The sequence below is a fragment of the Pseudonocardia sediminis genome, from assembly GCF_004217185.1.
Lineage (GTDB): Bacteria > Actinomycetota > Actinomycetes > Mycobacteriales > Pseudonocardiaceae > Pseudonocardia > Pseudonocardia sediminis.
The window spans coordinates 197,890-214,435 of sequence record NZ_SHKL01000001.1 but is presented as its reverse complement, the minus strand read 5'-3'; the positions used below and the strand labels follow the sequence as shown (position 1 = coordinate 214,435).

At 72.6% G+C, this 16,546-nt stretch carries 19 protein-coding genes; 13 read left to right on the top strand and 6 right to left on the bottom strand.

The features are described 5' to 3' along the window. Nucleotides 1–62: 62 nt before the first annotated feature. Nucleotides 63–656: a TetR/AcrR family transcriptional regulator gene (locus EV383_RS01030; protein WP_130288164.1), complete on the bottom strand. Its 594-nt coding sequence runs from the start codon at nucleotides 654–656 to the stop codon at nucleotides 63–65. Nucleotides 657–743: 87 nt separating this feature from the next. On the opposite strand from EV383_RS01030, the gene EV383_RS01025 reads away from it, so the two are divergent. After that, complete coding sequence (locus EV383_RS01025; protein ID WP_130288163.1) at nucleotides 744–1,691, top strand: alpha/beta fold hydrolase; 948 nt, start codon at nucleotides 744–746, stop codon at nucleotides 1,689–1,691. A gap of 29 nt (nucleotides 1,692–1,720) precedes the next feature. Next, a complete protein-coding gene (locus EV383_RS01020; RefSeq protein WP_130288162.1) occupies nucleotides 1,721–2,347 on the top strand; it encodes a VC0807 family protein in 627 nt (208 codons plus the stop codon). Between the two features lie 76 nt (nucleotides 2,348–2,423). Here EV383_RS01020 and EV383_RS01015 read toward each other — a convergent pair whose 3' ends face one another. Next, entirely contained in the window at nucleotides 2,424–3,218 is a 795-nt protein-coding gene (locus EV383_RS01015; protein WP_130288161.1) for a GNAT family N-acetyltransferase, read from the bottom strand. 54 nt (nucleotides 3,219–3,272) lie between these two features. Between EV383_RS01015 and EV383_RS01010 the strand changes: the two genes are divergently transcribed. The 5 genes from EV383_RS01010 (at nucleotide 3,273) to glfT1 (ending at nucleotide 7,612) form a co-directional block, all read left to right on the top strand. Beyond that, a complete protein-coding gene (locus tag EV383_RS01010; RefSeq protein ID WP_130288160.1) occupies nucleotides 3,273–4,265 on the top strand; it encodes an NAD(P)H-quinone oxidoreductase in 993 nt (330 codons plus the stop codon). Between the two features lie 97 nt (nucleotides 4,266–4,362). Continuing rightward, nucleotides 4,363–4,923, top strand: a complete 561-nt coding sequence (locus EV383_RS01005; RefSeq protein WP_130288159.1) for a bacterial proteasome activator family protein — start codon at nucleotides 4,363–4,365, stop codon at nucleotides 4,921–4,923. Nucleotides 4,924–5,092: 169 nt separating this feature from the next. Next, nucleotides 5,093–5,908, top strand: coding sequence for a galactan export ABC transporter permease subunit Wzm/RfbD (gene wzm, locus EV383_RS01000; protein ID WP_130293684.1), 816 nt, complete (start codon nucleotides 5,093–5,095; stop codon nucleotides 5,906–5,908). 7 nt (nucleotides 5,909–5,915) lie between these two features. Continuing rightward, nucleotides 5,916–6,680, top strand: coding sequence for a galactan export ABC transporter ATP-binding subunit Wzt/RfbE (wzt, locus tag EV383_RS00995; protein WP_130288158.1), 765 nt, complete (start codon nucleotides 5,916–5,918; stop codon nucleotides 6,678–6,680). Continuing rightward, a complete protein-coding gene (gene glfT1, locus EV383_RS00990; RefSeq protein WP_278044805.1) occupies nucleotides 6,677–7,612 on the top strand; it encodes a galactofuranosyltransferase GlfT1 in 936 nt (311 codons plus the stop codon). The genes wzt and glfT1 overlap by 4 nt, the downstream gene beginning before the upstream one ends. A 183-nt stretch (nucleotides 7,613–7,795) precedes the next feature. On the opposite strand, the gene EV383_RS00985 is transcribed toward glfT1, so the two are convergent. Next, on the bottom strand, nucleotides 7,796–8,209 hold the full coding sequence (locus EV383_RS00985; RefSeq protein ID WP_242622833.1) for a GtrA family protein: 414 nt from the start codon (nucleotides 8,207–8,209) through the stop codon (nucleotides 7,796–7,798). Between the two features lie 115 nt (nucleotides 8,210–8,324). Between EV383_RS00985 and EV383_RS00980 the strand changes: the two genes are divergently transcribed. From EV383_RS00980 to EV383_RS00965, 4 genes are read left to right on the top strand one after another with little or no spacing between them, the layout of a single operon-like run. Beyond that, nucleotides 8,325–8,966, top strand: coding sequence for a hypothetical protein (locus EV383_RS00980; protein WP_165438170.1), 642 nt, complete (start codon nucleotides 8,325–8,327; stop codon nucleotides 8,964–8,966). After that, the gene (locus tag EV383_RS00975) at nucleotides 8,963–9,340 is read left to right on the top strand and encodes a transcriptional regulator (RefSeq protein WP_130288155.1); all 378 of its coding nucleotides are present in this window, start codon (nucleotides 8,963–8,965) and stop codon (nucleotides 9,338–9,340) included. Before EV383_RS00980 ends, EV383_RS00975 begins: the two co-directional genes overlap by 4 nt. Then, entirely contained in the window at nucleotides 9,337–10,209 is an 873-nt protein-coding gene (locus EV383_RS00970) for an ABC transporter ATP-binding protein (protein WP_130288154.1), read from the top strand. The genes EV383_RS00975 and EV383_RS00970 overlap by 4 nt, the downstream gene beginning before the upstream one ends. Beyond that, the gene (locus tag EV383_RS00965) at nucleotides 10,206–10,985 is read left to right on the top strand and encodes an ABC transporter permease (RefSeq protein ID WP_130288153.1); all 780 of its coding nucleotides are present in this window, start codon (nucleotides 10,206–10,208) and stop codon (nucleotides 10,983–10,985) included. Before EV383_RS00970 ends, EV383_RS00965 begins: the two co-directional genes overlap by 4 nt. A 49-nt stretch (nucleotides 10,986–11,034) precedes the next feature. Here EV383_RS00965 and EV383_RS00960 read toward each other — a convergent pair whose 3' ends face one another. Next, nucleotides 11,035–11,637, bottom strand: a complete 603-nt coding sequence (locus EV383_RS00960) for a DUF1707 SHOCT-like domain-containing protein (protein WP_130288152.1) — start codon at nucleotides 11,635–11,637, stop codon at nucleotides 11,035–11,037. A gap of 112 nt (nucleotides 11,638–11,749) precedes the next feature. Then, nucleotides 11,750–13,597 carry a hypothetical protein gene (locus EV383_RS00955; protein ID WP_130288151.1) on the bottom strand — a complete coding sequence of 616 codons (1,848 nt, stop codon included), beginning with the start codon at nucleotides 13,595–13,597 and terminating at the stop codon, nucleotides 11,750–11,752. Between the two features lie 95 nt (nucleotides 13,598–13,692). On the opposite strand from EV383_RS00955, the gene dprE1 reads away from it, so the two are divergent. After that, the gene (dprE1, locus tag EV383_RS00950) at nucleotides 13,693–15,054 is read left to right on the top strand and encodes a decaprenylphosphoryl-beta-D-ribose oxidase (protein ID WP_130288150.1); all 1,362 of its coding nucleotides are present in this window, start codon (nucleotides 13,693–13,695) and stop codon (nucleotides 15,052–15,054) included. Nucleotides 15,055–15,067: 13 nt separating this feature from the next. After that, nucleotides 15,068–15,823: a decaprenylphospho-beta-D-erythro-pentofuranosid-2-ulose 2-reductase gene (gene dprE2 / locus EV383_RS00945; protein WP_130288149.1), complete on the top strand. Its 756-nt coding sequence runs from the start codon at nucleotides 15,068–15,070 to the stop codon at nucleotides 15,821–15,823. 55 nt (nucleotides 15,824–15,878) lie between these two features. On the opposite strand, the gene EV383_RS00940 is transcribed toward dprE2, so the two are convergent. Continuing rightward, on the bottom strand, nucleotides 15,879–16,529 hold the full coding sequence (locus EV383_RS00940; protein WP_130288148.1) for a nitroreductase family protein: 651 nt from the start codon (nucleotides 16,527–16,529) through the stop codon (nucleotides 15,879–15,881). Nucleotides 16,530–16,546: the final 17 nt, after the last annotated feature.

Sequence of the window (16,546 nt, the reverse complement as noted above, 5' to 3'; positions counted from 1 at the left end):
ATGCCCCGGGAGGCGTGTGTGAGGTGAAGCAGGTGTGTGCCGGGTTCCGCGCGGCGCCGGCGTCAGGTCGACAGCCGGGCCAGCTGGCGGTCCACGACGGACAGCGCCGACCCGGCGGTGTGGTCGCCGACGAGGATCGACTCCCCCAGCCCGCCGGCCAGGGCGAACAGGACGGTCGACTCGTGTGCCGGGTCGACGTCGGCGGCGATCCGCCCGACGTCCCGGGCGTGCGCGAGCTTCTCGGTGAGCACGTCGCGCATCAGGCGGTTGCCGGCCCGGTAGGTCTCGCACAGCTGCGGGTCGGCGACGGCGCGGACGAAGAACGCGGACCCGACCAGGGCGTCGGTCCGGCTCTCGTCGTCCAGCGGGAGGATCCCGGCCAGGAGTGCCCGCACGACGTCGAGCGGCTCGTCGGAGGTGACCCGCGCGAGCTGCGCCCGGACGCGGGCGTCGACCCGCTGCTGCAACAACGTCGCGGTGAAGCCCAGCAGCTCCTCGCGCGAGGCGAAGTAGTGCTGGACGCGCCCCTTGGACACGCCCGCCTCCTGCGCCACCCGGCTCAGGCTGACCGTCTCCAGGCCCTCCCGGGCGGCGATCCGCCAGAGCGCCTCGGCGATCTCTCCCCGGCGTTGCCCGTGGTCGACGATCCGCGGCACCGACTCCCCCTTTCACGATCCGATCGGCTTGCAAAAGCCTCGGCATACTTTTACAGTCCGATCGTATCGCAACCGAGGGAGGACGCCATGCGGGTCGGGCACTTCACGAGCTCCGACGGACGGGAACGGTTCCAGCGCGACTACGCCGCGGCGATGGCTCTGATGCCGGCCCCGGACGCGGTCGCCGACGCGAACACGCCGTTCGGCACGGTCCGGGCGTACCGGTTCGGCGGCGCCGTCACCTCCGGCGCGGGCGACAGCGCGGGCGGGGCACCTCTGGTGCTGCTGCCGGGTGCGGCCTCGCCGGGTGCGGTGTGGGCGCCGAACCTCGCCGGGCTGGCCGCGCACCGGACCGTGTACGTCCTCGACATCCTCGGCGGTCCGGGCGCGAGCATGCAGCGGGTCCCGATCCGGACCACCGACGACCAGGCGCGCTGGCTCGGTGCGGCGCTGGAGTCCCTCGACCTGCACGACGTCCACCTGGTCGGGACCTCGATCGGCGGCTGGCTGGCCACCGCCCTCGCCGTACGGGACGGGTCACGTCTCGCGTCGGTCTCCCTGTTCGACCCGGCGCAGACCCTCGACCGCATCCCGCTGCCGACGGTGCTGCGGTCGGTCGGCGCGCTCCCGTTCGCCCCGGCGGCGCTGCGGCGGCGGTTCCTCGACGCGCTCGGTGAGCCGAGAGGAGCTCGCGGAACGAGCAGACGGCACGGAAAGGCCGACCTGGACGATCCGGTCGCCCGGGTGATCGACAGCGCGATGCGGGCGTGGTCCCCGGCACTGCCGCACCCGTCGTACCCGACGGAGGCGGAGCTGGCACGGATCGGGGTGCCGGTCCTGGTCGTGCTCGCCGGGACGAGCGTGATGCTCGACGCCGAGCGCGCCCGGCAGCGGGCGGAACGGGCGATCCCCGACGTCCGGGTGGAGGTCTGGGCGCAGGCCTCGCACGCCCTGACCGGCGAGTTCCCCGACGCCGTCGCCGGGGCCGTGCTCGCGCAGGCCGACGCGGCCGACGCACGGCGGGCCACCCGGTGAACGGCCCGGTGAACAGTACGGACCAGGTCGTGGCACCGGGGGGTCGCCGCGAACTGGTCGTGACGGTGCTGTCCGACGTCGTCGCACCGATCGTCGTCTACTACGGCCTGCGGGCCCTCGGCGTCGCGCCGACCCCGGCGCTGCTGGCCGGCGCGGTCGTCCCGGCGGTGCGGGCGTTGTGGTCGCTGGTGCGGCACCGGCGCCTGGAGTGGTTCGCGCTGCTCGTCCTGGTGTTGGTGGCGGCGACGGTGGCGACGTCGCTGGTCACCGGCAGCGAACGGTTCCTGCTGGCCCGCGACGGCGCGATCACCGCCGCGCTCGGGCTCGTGATGCTGGCGACGGCCGCGTCCGCACGACCAGCGATGTACGCGATCGGCCGGGTGGTCCTGGCGCGGAGCGGGCACGACGCCGTGGCCTGGGACGGGCGGTGGTCGGGCTCGGCGCGGTTCCGCCGGATCTGGCGCGCGGTCACCGTGCTGTGGGGCGCGGGCCTGCTCGTCGACGCCGTCCTGCGGGTGCTGTGGGCCTACACGCTCCCGATCGACGTGGTCCCGGCCCTGCACGCGGTGCAGTGGCTCCCGCTGCTCGTCGTCCTGCAGGTCGTGACCCAGCTGTACCTGCGCCGCCCCGGCAACCGGGAGCTGATCTTCGCCTGACTACCTCACACCGGTTCGGTGCACCTCACACGTCGTCCACGGCCTGTGAGGTGCACCGACGGCGTGTGAGGTCGGATCAGGCCGGCGGGGCCGCGGCCAGGAGGCCGGCCAGGTCGGGGGTGTAGCCGTCGACCTGCAGGGTCCAGGCCGGGCGGGTGAAGCCGGACCGGTCCAGGACCACCCGCTGCTGCACCACCGGCTCGTCACGGGGCGCGATCCGGGCGGTGCCGTCGTCGCGGTAGCCGAGGCGTTCGGAGATCCGGCGGGACGCGACGCTGCCCTCCAGGTACTCCGACCGGGCCGAGACCGCACCGAGGTGGTCGAACGCGAACGCCAGGACGGCGGCGCGCATCTCGGTGCCCAGGCCCCGTCCCTGGAACCGTCGTCCCAGGTAGGACCCGGTGGCGACCTCGCGCAGCACGCCGAAGCGCGACGCCGTCAGGCTCTGGATGCCGGCCACCGCGCCGTCGTGGCGCACGACGAGGTGCAGCGACCACCGCTCCGGCGAGACCGCGGCCCGCTCGGACCAGAAGTACTGCAGCATCCCGCGGCCCAGGTAGGCCGGTTCGGCGTCGGTCCACGCCTGCTGGAACGGCATCGTCGACGCCGGGTGGATGCCGTCGTGGACGAGCGCGACGAGCTCGAGGAGCGACGCGTCGTCGTCGGGACGCAGCTCCAGGCGCGGGGTGCGCAGCACGAGGTGGCGCTGGGGCCACGGCTCCGGGAGGGCCGGGCCGTCCGCCGGGCGCGGGTGCCACGTCACGTCCGGCGTGGGCGGGGCGCCGGCCGTGGGCGGGGCGTCGGCCGTGGGCGGGGCGTCGGCCACCGGCGGGGCGTCGGGCGTGCGGGCCGTCGCGTCCGGTGTCGCCATCACCGCAGCGTGCCGGATCGCGACGACCCGGGCGACGCAATACCGTCACGTCCCATGTACGCGATCACGATGGCGGAGTCCGGCGGCCCGGAGAACATGAGCTGGTCCGAGGTCGACGACCCGCAGCCGAAGGCGGGCGAGGTCGTCATCGACGTCGTGGCGTCCGCGGTGAACCGGGCCGACCTGCTCCAGCGCGAGGGCAACTACCCGGTTCCGCCGGGGGCGTCGGAGATCCTGGGCCTGGAGTGCGCCGGGCGGATCAGCGCACTCGGCGAGGGCGTGACCACCTGGAAGGTCGGCGACGAGGTTTGCGCGCTGCTGGCCGGTGGTGGGTACGCACAGAAGGTCGCGGTGCCGTCGGTGCAGGTCCTCCCCGTTCCCGGCGGCGTCGACCTCGAGACGGCCGGCGGGCTGCCGGAGGTGGCGTGCACGGTCTGGTCGAACATCGTCATGGCCGGGCATCTCAGCGCCGGCGAGACGTTCCTGATCCAGGGCGGCAGCAGCGGGATCGGCACGCACGCGATCCAGGTCGCGAAGGCGATCGGCGCGCGGGTCGCCGCGACCGCCGGGCACGCGGACCGCCTGCAGACCTGCCGCGACCTGGGCGCGGACATCGCGATCGACTACCACGACGACATCGCCGAGGAGCTGAAGAAGGCCACCGACGGCCACGGCGCGGACGTCATCCTCGACAACATGGGCGCCAAGGGCCTGGACAACAACCTCACCGCGCTCGCGTTCGACGGCCGGCTGCTGATCATCGGCATGCAGGGCGGGGTGAAGGCCGAGATCAACCTCGGGAAGCTGCTGTCCAAGCGCACGAGCGTGACGGCGATGGGCCTGCGCGGACGTCCGGTCGAGGGGCCGAACTCCAAGGCCCGCGTCGTCGCCGAGGTCCGCGACAACGTCTGGCCGATGATCGCCGACGGCCGGGTCCACCCGATCACGCACGAGCGGTTCTCGATGGCCGACGCCGCCGACGCCCACCGCCGCCTGGACGAGGGCGGCGTCGTCGGCAAGCTCCTCCTGGTCAACCCCGACGCCTGACCCTCGTGCGCGGATATCGCTGCTGGAGCGGTGATGTCCGCGCACGGGCACCGGAGGCGCACGGGTGCCGCAGCGCGGGATCGGTGACGGGGCCAGAATGGGCGCCATGAGTGATGGACAGGGCGAGTCCGGCGAGCAGGTCATGGTGGTCGGAGCCGACGGGCGTCCGGTCGGGATGGCACGCGTGCCGTCCGGGGACCCCGAGCAGGCCGACGAGCAGGGACTGGGCAGCATGGTCGAGCAGCCCGCGAAGGTCATGCGGATCGGCACCATGATCAAGCAGCTGCTGGAGGAGGTCCGGGCGGCGCCGCTGGACGAGGCCTCCCGCGAGCGTCTGCGCGAGATCCACGAGAACTCGGTCAAGGAGCTCGAGGAGGGCCTGGCTCCGGAGCTGCGCGAGGAGCTGCAGCGCCTGAGTCTGCCGTTCACCGCCGACAGCGTGCCGTCGGAAGGGGAGCTGCGGATCGCGCAGGCCCAGCTCGTGGGCTGGCTGGAGGGCCTGTTCCACGGCATCCAGACCGCGCTGTTCGCCCAGCAGATGGCAGCTCGCGCGCAGTTGGAGCAGATGCGACGCGGCCTTCCGCCGGGCGCCGGCGGCGGCCAGCCGGACCAGGGCGTCCCGGAGGGTCTCGGCCGAGGCACCGGTCAGTACCTCTGAACGCGATCACCGGGGCGGACCCGGCGGATCGGGCGGCGTGGTCACCCACGCATCCCGGTGACGCGAAGGCGCACGCCGTCGTCGTCGTCACGATGTCGATGAGTACCCTCGCGGAGTGGCCGTGACGGTGAGCGACAGCGAGGCGCGCGATGGCGCGTCCGCGATCGAGATGTCCGGTTCGCGCAGCTGGAAGCGGGCGTTCGCGGACATCGCGGCGGGCTGGCAGCAGCGTCCGCTGTGGGGGTATCTGGGCTGGCAGGACATCAAGCAGCGCTACCGCCGCTCGGTGCTCGGGCCGCTCTGGATCAGCATCAGCATGGGCGTCATCGCGCTCGGGCTGGGCATCCTCTACTCGGCGTTGTTCAAGGTCGACATCGCGGAGTTCCTGCCGCACGTCGCCGTCGGCCTGCTGATCTGGAACTTCGTCTCGGGGTGCATCCTCGAGGGCAGCGAGGTCTTCATCGCCAACGAGGGACTGATCAAGTTCCTCCCCGCGCCCCTGACGCTGCACATCTACCGCCTGGTGTGGCGCCAGACGCTGTTCTTCGCACACAACCTCGTGGTGTGGGTCGTGCTGATGTTCGTCTTCCCGCACCCGCTGGGCTGGTCGCTGCTGCTGGCGATCCCCGCGTTCGCCCTGCTGATGATCAACGGGGCGTGGGTCGCGATCCTGTCCGGCATCCTGGCCACCCGGTTCCGCGACATCCCGCCGATCATCGCCAGCGTCACCCAGCTGGTCTTCTACCTGACCCCGATCGTCTGGTCGATCGACATCCTCTCGGACAACGAGGCCGCGCGGGAACGGGCCAACCTGGTGGAGCTCAACCCCGTGTTCCACTTCCTGGAGATCCTCCGCCAGCCGCTGCTCGGCCAGGAGATCGTGTGGCGCTACTGGATCGTGGCCGGCGTGATCACCGTCGTCGGCTGGGCCGCCGCGCTGGTCTGCCTGCGCAACTACCGCTCCCGCGTCGCCTACTGGGTGTGAGACGACCATGAACGAACCCCGCATCACGCTCGACGACGCCGCCGTCGACTTCCCGATCTTCGACGCCAAGACGCGGTCGCTGAAGAAGTCGGTGCTCGGCCGCGCCGGAGGCCGGATCGGCACCGAGTCCAAGGTGCCGATCATCGAGGCGCTGCGCGAGATCAACCTGTCGCTGACCAAGGGCGACCGGGTCGCGCTCGTCGGGCACAACGGCGCCGGCAAGTCGACGCTGCTGCGCCTGATGGCCGGCATCTACGAGCCGACCCGCGGCCGCGCCGTCGTCCGGGGCAAGGTCGCGCCGATCTTCGACCTGGCCGTCGGGATGGACCCGGAGATCTCCGGCCGGGAGAACATCATCATCCGCGGGCTGTTCCTGGGCATGACCCGCAAGCAGATGGAGGCCCGGCTCGAGGACATCGCGGAGTTCACCGAGCTCGGCGACTACCTGTCGATGCCGCTGCGCGCCTACTCCACCGGCATGCGGGTGCGGCTCGCCCTCGGCGTCGTGACCAGCATCGACCCCGAGATCCTGCTGCTCGACGAGGGCATCGGCGCCGTCGACGCGGAGTTCCTGGCCAAGGCGCGCGGACGCCTCAACGAGCTGGTGGCGCGCTCGGGGATCCTGGTCTTCGCCTCGCACTCCGACGAGTTCCTGGCCGACCTGTGCGACACCGCGCTGTGGATGGAGCACGGGCAGATCAAGGAGTTCGGGCCGCTGCACGACGTGCTGGACCACTACAAGGGCCGTCGCCCGCTGGAGGACCCCGCGTGAGCACGGCTCCGCTGCCACCGGGATCGGTCGTCGGCGTGATCGTCACCCGGCACCGCAGCGACATGCTGGTCGACTCGCTGACGGCGATGGCCAAGCAGACTCACCCGATCGCGCACCTGATCGTCGTCGACAACGGGCCCGACCAGCCCGCCCGCGAGGCGGTCGAGGCCTGCGACCTGCCGACGACCTGGCTGCCGTCCTGGAACAACCTCGGCGGCGCCGGCGGGTTCGCCCTCGGCATGCTGCACGCGCTCGCCCTGGGTGCGGACTGGGTCTTCCTCGGCGACGACGACGGGCACGCCGGCGACGAGACCGCCCTGGCCACGCTGCTCGACCTCGCACAGCGCCGCGACCTCGCCGCGGTGTCCCCGGTCGTCGCGGACAAGGCGGAGCCGGACCGGCTGGCGTTCCCACTGCGCCGCGGCCTGACCTGGCACCGGACCCGCACAGCTCTCATGGCCGCCGACGGCGCCGGCGGCAGTTCCGACACCGAGCTCCTGCCCGGCATCGCGAGCTTCTTCAACGGCGCACTGTTCCGCGCGTCCACGCTGGAGGTCGTCGGCGTGCCGGACCTGCGGCTGTTCGTGCGCGGCGACGAGGTCGAGATGCACCGCCGGATGGCCCGCTCCGGGCTGGCGTTCGGCACCGCGCTGAACGCGACCTATCTGCACCCCTACGGGTCCGGCGAGTTCAAGCCGATGCTCGGCGGGCGGCTGCACGCGCAGGACCCCGAGGACCCGGTCAAGCGCTACTACACCTACCGCAACCGCGGGTACCTGATGAGCCAGCCGGGGATGCGCCGGATCGGGCTGCTGGAGATCCCCCGGTTCGCCTGGTACTTCCTGGTCACGCGCAAGGACCCGGCGGCGTTCCGGAGGTGGTTGAAGCTGCTCAAGCAGGGACGCGACGAGCACTTCCAGCGCGCCCCCTGACCGCGATCCGTCATCGGCCCGCACAGCCCCGCACCGTGCCGGCCGACCGCCGTCACAGGGCTGGTCCGCTTCGACCGAACGCTCGGGCGTCACGAAATGGTCGTCCGGACACCATTTCGTGACGCTCGACGTTCCGCGGCCGCGCAGGCCGGCCGGTGCCGCGACCGGCTGTCCAGGGCGAGCTCAGGAGCGGAAGACGACCGTCCGCAGCATCACGAAGTTGATGACGGTCGCGGTGCCCTGGGCGATCACCCAGGCGATCGTGGTCGCGAACGCGATCGTCGGCAGCAACGCCAGCGCCGCCGAGTTCACCCCGATGTTCACCGCGAACGTGACGGCGTAGAGCGCCACGAAGCCGGCGAAGCGACCGCGTCCACCACCGGTGTCGTTGAACGTGAACTTCCGGTTGAGCAGGTAGGCCGTCGTCGTACCGAGGATGAAGCTGATCCCCTTGGACACCGGCACGGGCAGGCCCAGGTGCAGCAGCAGGTGGTAGACGCCGAAGTCGACCACGGCGGCCACGACGCCGACGGCGACGAACCGGACGATCTGCTGGAGCAGACCGGACTTCTCGGGTGCTGCCTCGGTGGCCGTCACCGGTCGAGGGTAGCGCCGGGTGCCTCGACGCCCCGGGCGGACCCACCGTCCCTGGACTCGCCAACAACTTTGCGGTACAAAGTAGCTGTCAGTGCAGACCACTTTGGGGGAACCGATGACCGACCGACCCGAACCGACCACGCTCGACGAGGACCGGCCGGGCAGCCCGGCCGACGCGATGGACATCATCCGCAGCCAGCAGGCGAAGGTGAACGCACAGCTCGCCCCGGAGACCGCTCTGTTCTTCCTGTTCTGGGGGGTGGCCTGGGTCCTGATCGGCGTCCTCGCCTATCTGAACTCGACCGACGTGATCGGCGGTACGACCGCCGGGTTCGTCGGCGCCGCGGTCCTCCTGGTGGCCGGTGGCGCGTCCGCCTGGGTCGGGATCCGGTCGGGGCGCGGGGTCACCGGGGACTCGGCCCGTCAGGGCATGCTCTACGGCCTGAGCTGGCCGATCATCATGACCCTCGTCGGCGTCTTCATCGGGGCCGCGGCCTCGACCCTCGGTCTGACCGACGTCCAGATGTCGGTGCTGGTGCCGGCGATCTTCGCGCTGGTGGTCGGCGCTCTCTACTCGGCGGCCGGGGCGATCTGGGGACACGTGCCGAACTACGTCCTGGGGCTGTGGATCGTCGCGGTCGGGGTGATCTCGGTGTTCGTCGGCTTCCCGGTGAACACGCTGGTCTTCGGCATCGGGGCCGGGGGCGGCATGCTCGTCGTCGGCGGCATGGAGATGGCGCGGAGGGGTCGACGGTGACCGGGGTGCCGCAGCTCGATCCCGTCATCCACGCACAGGCCCGGCTCCGGGTGACCGCGACGCTCGCGACCCTCTGCGAGGGCGACCGGATCACGTTCCCGCGGCTGCAGGAGCTGCTCGACATGACCGCGGGCAACCTCTCGACCCACCTGCGCAAGCTCGAGGAGGCCGGGTACGTCGTGATCACCAAGGCACACGAGCGACGGACCCCGGTCACCTACGCCGAGCTCACCCGGGCCGGGCGGCGCGCGTTCGAGGACTACACCGCCGCACTGCGCTCGCTCCTCGCACCGGATGCGGCGACCGGCGACCCGGTCGGCACGGACGGGCTCGGCGCCGACCGGGACGCCGCGGAGAACGGGACCCGGCGATGACCCCACCTATCCGGCTCGACGACGTCAGCCGCAGCTACGGCGGCACGGTCGCGCTCGACCACCTCGACCTCGAGGTCGAGGCCGGCTCGATGACCGGGCTGCTCGGCCCGAACGGGGCGGGCAAGTCCACGCTGATCGCGCTGGTCGCGGGGCTGCGCCGCCCGGACTCCGGCACGGTCTCGCTGTTCGGCGGCTCGCCCCGGGACGCGGCGAACCGGGTCCACCTCGGGATGACGCCGCAGGAGACCGGGTTGCCGGAGGCCCTGCGGGTCGGCGAGGTGGTGCGGTTCGTGGCCGCGCACTTCCCGGACGCGGTGCCGGCGGGCGAGCTGCTGGAGCGCTTCGGGCTGACCGGGCTGGTGCAGCGCCAGACCGGCGGGCTCTCGGGCGGCCAGAAGCGGCGCCTCGCCGTCGCGCTGGCGTTCGTCGGACGTCCACGTCTGGTGCTCCTCGACGAGCCGACGACCGGGCTCGACACCGAGGGCCGCCACGCCCTCTGGGCCGGGGTGCGCTCGTTCCACGCCGAGGGCGGGACCGTGCTGCTGACCAGCCACTACCTCGACGAGATCGAGTCCCTGGCGCAGCGCATCGTCGTCCTGGCGGGCGGGCGGATCGTGGCCGACGGCGCCGTCGACGACGTCCGGGGCGTCGTGCACGGCAACCGGGTCACGTTCCGGGCGGCGTCGCTGCCCGAGCTCACCGGCGTCACCCGCACCGACCGGGACGGCGACCGCTGGGAGCTGCACACCCCCGACGCCGACGCCCTGGTCCGCGAGCTGGTGCTCAGCGGCGTCGGGTTCCGCGACCTGCAGGTGCACCGGGCGTCCCTGGAAGAGGCGTTCCTGACGATCACCGGAGGATCCCGATGACCGCGCCCACGGCCACCGTCGCACCGCCCCGCCGGCCCGCCCCGGTCGGCGTCCACTACCGCTACCTGGTGCTGGAGAACCTGCGGACGCCGGTCGCGGTGCTCACCTCGTCGCTGCTGCCCGCGCTGTCGCTGTTGTTCTTCGTGGTCCCGTTCGACTACGGGCAGGACACCCGCGCCGCGACGAACGCCGTCGCGCAGCTGGCCGTGTTCGGGCTGATGAGCAACTTCCTGTTCCTGTTCGGGGTCGGGGTGGCCGACGACCGCGCCAAGGCCTGGGACCCGTACCTGCGGACGCTGCCCGCGCCGCCGTGGTCCCGGATCGCCGCCCGGGTGCTCACCGGGCTCACGTTCGGGCTGGTCTCGGTGGTGCCGGTGATCGTCGTGGGGGCGCTGTTCACCCCGGCCACCGTGACGGCGGCCGGCCTGGGCCTCGGGGTGCTCGCGCTGATGGTCGGCGCCCTACCGTTCCTGCTCGGTGGCCTGGCGCTGGGCTACGCGCTCCCGGTGAAGGCCGCGCTGCCGGTGGTGCAGCTGGTGTTCTTCCCGGTCGCGTTCGCGGGCGGGCTGCTGTTCCCGCCGGAGCTGTTCCCGCGCTGGCTCGACGTGCTGTCGTCGCTGTTGCCCTCGCGCGGTGCCCGCGAGCTGGTGGTCTGGGCGACGACCGGTGCCGACCCGAAGGTCCTGGCCCTGGTCACGTTCGCCGTCTGGACCGCCGCGACCGCCGTCCTCGCGATCTGGGCCCTGCGCCGCGACGAGGGCCGCCGGTTCCGCTGAGCCCCCGCTTCCGTCTTCGCGGCCGGCCGCACGAGGGGGTGGCCGGAGCTCAGAAGTGGCGGCCGGCGAAGTGATAGCGGCGGCGGACCGTCACCGAGCCCATGCCCGCGCGGCCGTAGACGCGGAAGTGCGGGTGGCCCTGGGCGGCGCGGCCGGAGACCTTGGTGCGGACCGAGCCCATCGCCGTCACCATCTCGTCGAGGTCGGCGGTGGCGTCGTCCGGGACGAGCAGGCGCGCCGAGCCGGCGCCGAGCTGCAGCTCCACCTCGATGACGGGGTGGGAGAGCGTCGCGTCGCAGAAGTCGAGCACGACCGAGCCCATCGAGCTCTGCACCCGCAGGCGGGCCGGCACCTCCCAGTTCCCGACGCGGCGCAGCGAGCCCATCCCGCCGCGCAGCACGGTCGGTGGGCCGACCGGGGTGGAGAGCTGCTCGGTGCGCAGGTCCAGCGGGTCACCGGGGAGGTCGGCCAGCGGCGGGACCAGGTCCGCGCCGAACCGGGCGGCGTAGACGACGGCGAGCCGTTCCTCCAGCTCGCCCAGCGTGATCCGGCCCTCGGACAACGCCCGCTGCAGCCGTTCGGCGGCACGCTCGCGGTCGGCGTGCGAGATCCTGATCTCCCGCCGGTCACCGGATGAGGGCTGCGCGTCCACCTGAGCAGGGTAATCGCCACCGCCGTCGCGCTCACCGTCCCACCCTCGGAGATCGTCGCCGGAGCAGCGATATCCGCGCACGGGCGGCGTCAGCCGCCCGTGCCGCGCGGCGTCAGCCGCTCGGGCCCGCGGCCGCCGGGCGGAAGAGCCAGACGTCGCCGGTGAGACGGCCTGTGTCGCCGGTGACCCGGCGCGTCCAGTCCAGGACGCGCGGGTCGGGGGGCTCGCCGTCGTCGGGTGCCACCGCGACGACGGTGACGCCCAGGCGTCGCAGGTCGCCCGCCGCCTGGGCGGTGTAGCGCTCGCTCGGGTCGTTCTTGCCGTCGGCGACCCACTGCGCCCCGACCTGGTACCGGTTCCACGGCGACTCGATGACCAGCGAGCTCTCGGCGTCCGAGGCGATGAAGTAGCCGCCGGCGGTCTTGAAGGCCATGCCCGAGGCGACCTGCCAGCGCGAGCCCTGGGCGCCGTCGTCCCAGGCCGCGGTCAGCCGCGGGTGGATCTCGGCGACGTCGCCGGGGCGGAACGCGTCACCGGGGTCGGCGAACAGGGCGGGGACGGTCGCCGGCTGCACCTCCTGGGTGTCGCCGGGCAGCCAGGACACCAGCGCGAACCCGGAGAGCACGAGCGCCGCCGTCCGGACCCAGCCGCGCGGCGCGACCTCGGGCAGCCGGTCGATCCACAGCGCGACGACGGCGGCGACGCACAGCGCCACGACGACCTGGATCCGCACCGGCTCGATCTCCGAGAGGAGCGGGACGACCGTGACGGCCTCCCACGGCAGCGGGACGCCCGGATACTCGCCGAGCAGGACGACGCCGGTGCCGAGAGAGCAGACCCAGGCGATGGCCCCGACCGCGGCGGCGATCCGCAGGGCCGACGACCGCACGACCAGCACGGCGACCACGACCAGCGCGAGCATCGCGATCCCGACGTACCCGCCCTGCTCGCCGATGTGCCCGGTGAGCTCGTCGGCGAGCCCGCCGGGAGCCGGGCCGACGGCCGTCATCCGGGTCGGGACCACGATGTTGGCCAGGTCGGCGCCGGTCGCGTCGACGTTGCGGATGGCCGACCGGGGCCGCACCGGACCGGCCAGGATCAGCCACAGCGGGTAGGCCCCGACCACGGCGAACACACCGATGCAGGACACCGCGGCGCGGGTCAGGCCGGGCAGCGCCGGGCGCACGCGCCGCGGCCACCGCAGCGCGAGCACGACGGCGGTGACGACCAGGAAGATCACGCCGATGGCCAGGGCCTGGGTGTAGAGCACGAGCTGCGCGACGAGGACCAGACCGGTGACGGCTCCCGCCCGCCACGGGCGAGCCACGGGACGGGCGAACAGGTGGTGGGCCAGAAGGAGCAGGACCGGCGGCAGCACCGACCAGACCAGGTTCAGGTGCCCGGCCACGGCGTGCGCGAGGTGGAACGGGCTGAACGCGTACAGCGCGCCGGCGAGGCCGCGGGCCGTCCACCCGCGCAGCCCGGCGGAGCGGACGTACGGGCGCAGCGCGCAGGCCAGCGCGAGCCCGGAGACGACCGGACCGAGCACGATCCCGGTGTTGTACGCCGCGGTCGCACCGGCCGTCAGCGTCACAGGGGAGAGCAGCGCGGCCAGCAACGGCACGCTGGTGTTCCACAGCGCGTTCACCCCGAGCGGGTAGTGGATGTAGTCGCTGACCAGCGGGTTCTGCCCGTTTCCGACCGCCCACGGCAGCCAGTTGAGCCACCACGCGAACATGTCGGCGTCCGCGGTGACGCGCCCGATCAGGACCGAGGAGAACGACCCGAGCGCCCGGTGCTGCAGCGCCAGCGACGCCACGAGATAGAGCCCCGCGAGGAGCAGGTACGGCCGCCACGCGCGGCGCGTGCGCACCGGGGCGATCCCGATCTCGGGGGTGTCGGGCTCGTCGCGGGCGTGGCGGGGACGGCGCGTCTCGCCGGGCCCGGTCACGTCCAGCACCGGATCAGCGTCCCACAGGCCGGTACGCCCCCGGTGCGGCTGACCCGTACGGGTGCAGGGCGGGTCATACGCCGGGTCTCGGTAGCCTTGGGCCGATGTCGAGCCAAGCCCGGTCCCTGTACGGATGGGGACGCACCGCGCCCACGATCGCCGAGGTCGTCACCCCACGCGACGGGCAGGAGGTGGCGGACGCGATCACCCGGGCCGGTGAACGCGGGATCATCGCCCGCGGGCTCGGACGCTCCTACGGCGACCCCGCGCAGAACGCCGGCGGGATCGTCCTGGACATGACCGGCCTGGGCCGGATCCACTCGATCGACCCGGACTCGGGCGTCGCCGACCTCGACGCCGGCGTCAGCCTGGACACCCTGATGCGCGCCGCGCTGCCGCACGGGCTGTGGGTCCCGGTGCTGCCGGGCACCCGCCAGGTGACGATCGGCGGCGCGATCGGCTCCGACATCCACGGCAAGAACCACCACACCAAGGGCAGCTTCGGCAACCACGTGCTGTCGCTGGACCTGGTGACCGCCGACGGGTCGGTGCACACGCTCACCCCCGAGGGCACCGACTCGGAGCTGTTCTGGGCCACCGTCGGCGGGATGGGGCTGACCGGCGTCGTCACCCGGGCCAAGGTCCGGCTGCACCGCACGGAGTCGGCGTACTTCGTCGTCGACACCGACCGCACCGACGACCTCGACGGCCTGATGGCCCTGCTCACCGACGGCTCCGACGACACCTACGGCTACTCCGCGGCCTGGTTCGACACCACCGCGACCGGCGCGAAGCTCGGACGCTCGGTGCTCACCCGCGGCTCGCTGGCCACGGTCGACCAGCTGCCGGACAAGCTCAAGGCGGACCCGCTGAAGTTCGACGCGCCGCAGCTGTTCAGCTTCCCGGACGTGTTCCCGAACGGGCTGGCCAACAAGCTCTCGCTGACCGCGTTCAGCGAGCTGTGGTTCCGCAAGGCGCCGCGGCGCCAGCGCGACTCGGTGCAGAACATCACGGCCTTCTACCAGGTGCTCGACGTGTTCGGGAACTGGAACCGGATCTACGGGTCCAGGGGGTTCCTGCAGTACCAGTTCGTCGTCCCGACCGGTGAGGAGGCGGCGCTGCGCCGGATCGTCGAGAAGATCGCCGGCTCGCCGCACAAGTCCGGGCTCAACGTGTTCAAGCGCTTCGGCGAGGGCAACGCCGCGCCCCTGTCCTTCCCGATCAAGGGCTGGACGATCACCGTCGACTTCCCGATCGCGCCCGGCCTGGCGCGGTTCTGCACCGAGCTCGACGAGATGGTGCTCGCCGCGGGCGGGCGCCTCTACCTGGCCAAGGAGTCGCGGACCAGCCCGGCCGCGTTCGCCGCCGGCTACCCGCGGATCGACGAGTGGCGCAAGGTCCGCTCGTCCGTGGACCCGGACGGCCGTTTCGCCTCCGACATGTCCCGCCGCCTCGAACTGACCTAGGAGTCCTCCCCACATGATCGACGCCGTCGGCAACCCGCAGAGCATCCTCCTTCTCGGCGGGACCTCCGAGATCGGCCTGGCCACGGTGCGTGCGTTCGCCGCCGACCGCCCGATGCGCGTGGTGCTCGCCGCCCGTCCGGGCCCGCGCCTGGACGCCGCCCGCACCGGGATCGAGGCCCTGGGCTGCGCCGTGGAGACGGTCGAGTTCGACGCCCGCGCCGTCGAGACGCACTCCGACGTCGTCCGCAAGGCGTTCGCCGGTGGGGACATCGACGTCGCGATCGTCGCGTTCGGGCTGCTCGGCGACAACGAGAAGGCCTGGACCGACGTCGACACCGCCGTCGATCTGGCGCAGGTCAACTACACCGCCGCCGTCTCGACCGGGGTGGCGCTGGGTGAGCGCTTCACCGCCCAGGGGCACGGCTCGCTGGTCGCGATCTCGTCGGTGGCCGGGGAGCGGGCGCGCCGCTCCAACTTCGTCTACGGCTCCACCAAGGCCGGGATGGACGCGTTCTACACCGGCCTGACCGAGGCCCTGCGCCCGTCCGGGATCACGGTCTCGATCGTCCGGCCCGGGTTCGTGCACACGAAGATGACCGAGGGCCTCGACCCGGCCCCGCTGTCCACCACCCCCGAGGCGGTGGCCGACGTGATCGTCGACGCGGTGCGCAAGCAGAAGGAGCTCGTCTGGGCCCCGGCGCCGTACCGGTACGTGATGAGCGCCCTGCGCCACGTCCCGCGCCCGATCTTCCGCAAGCTCCCCATCTGAGCCTCACCCGTGCGCGGATATCGCTGCCCTGGCAGCGATATCCGCGCACGAGGGGTCACCAGGTGTCGACGTGCAGGACCGTGTCGAGGGGCTGGCGCGGAGCGGGCTTGAAATCCTTGCCGGTGTAGTAGGCGACCGGGAGCAGGACACCCTGGCGGACGTCTTCCGGGATGCCGAGCAGCTGCGCGATCTCGGTCTCGTACTGCAGGTGCAGCGTCGTCCACGCGCTGCCCAGCCCGCGGGCGCGCAGGGCCAGCTGCAGGCTCCACGCCGCCGGGAGCAGCGAGCCCCACAGCCCGGCCTGGTTCTTCGCCGGCAGGTCCTTCCCGGCCTTCAGCGCGCCGATGACCAGCACCGGGACCTCGCCCATGCGCTCGGCGAGGTACTCCGCGCTGGAGGCGACGCGGCCCTGGGTGGCGTCGCGGTCGGCGTCGCCGGAGGTGTGGTTGGTCGCGTACATCGGGGAGTTGCGGTAGGCCCCGAACGCCTGCGCGTAGTAGTCGCCGATCACGCGCTTCTTCTCCGGATCGGTGACGACGATCCAGTGCCAGCCCTGCGTGTTCGACCCGCTCGGGGCCTGCAGCGCGACCTCCAGGGACTCCCGGATGATCTCCATCGGGACCGGGCGGTCGAAGTCGAGGCGCTTGCGCACCGAGCGGGTGGAGCTCAGCAGCTGGTCGGGGTCCAGGGGAAGCAGATCGCTCATGCGGCCATCCTGTCCCA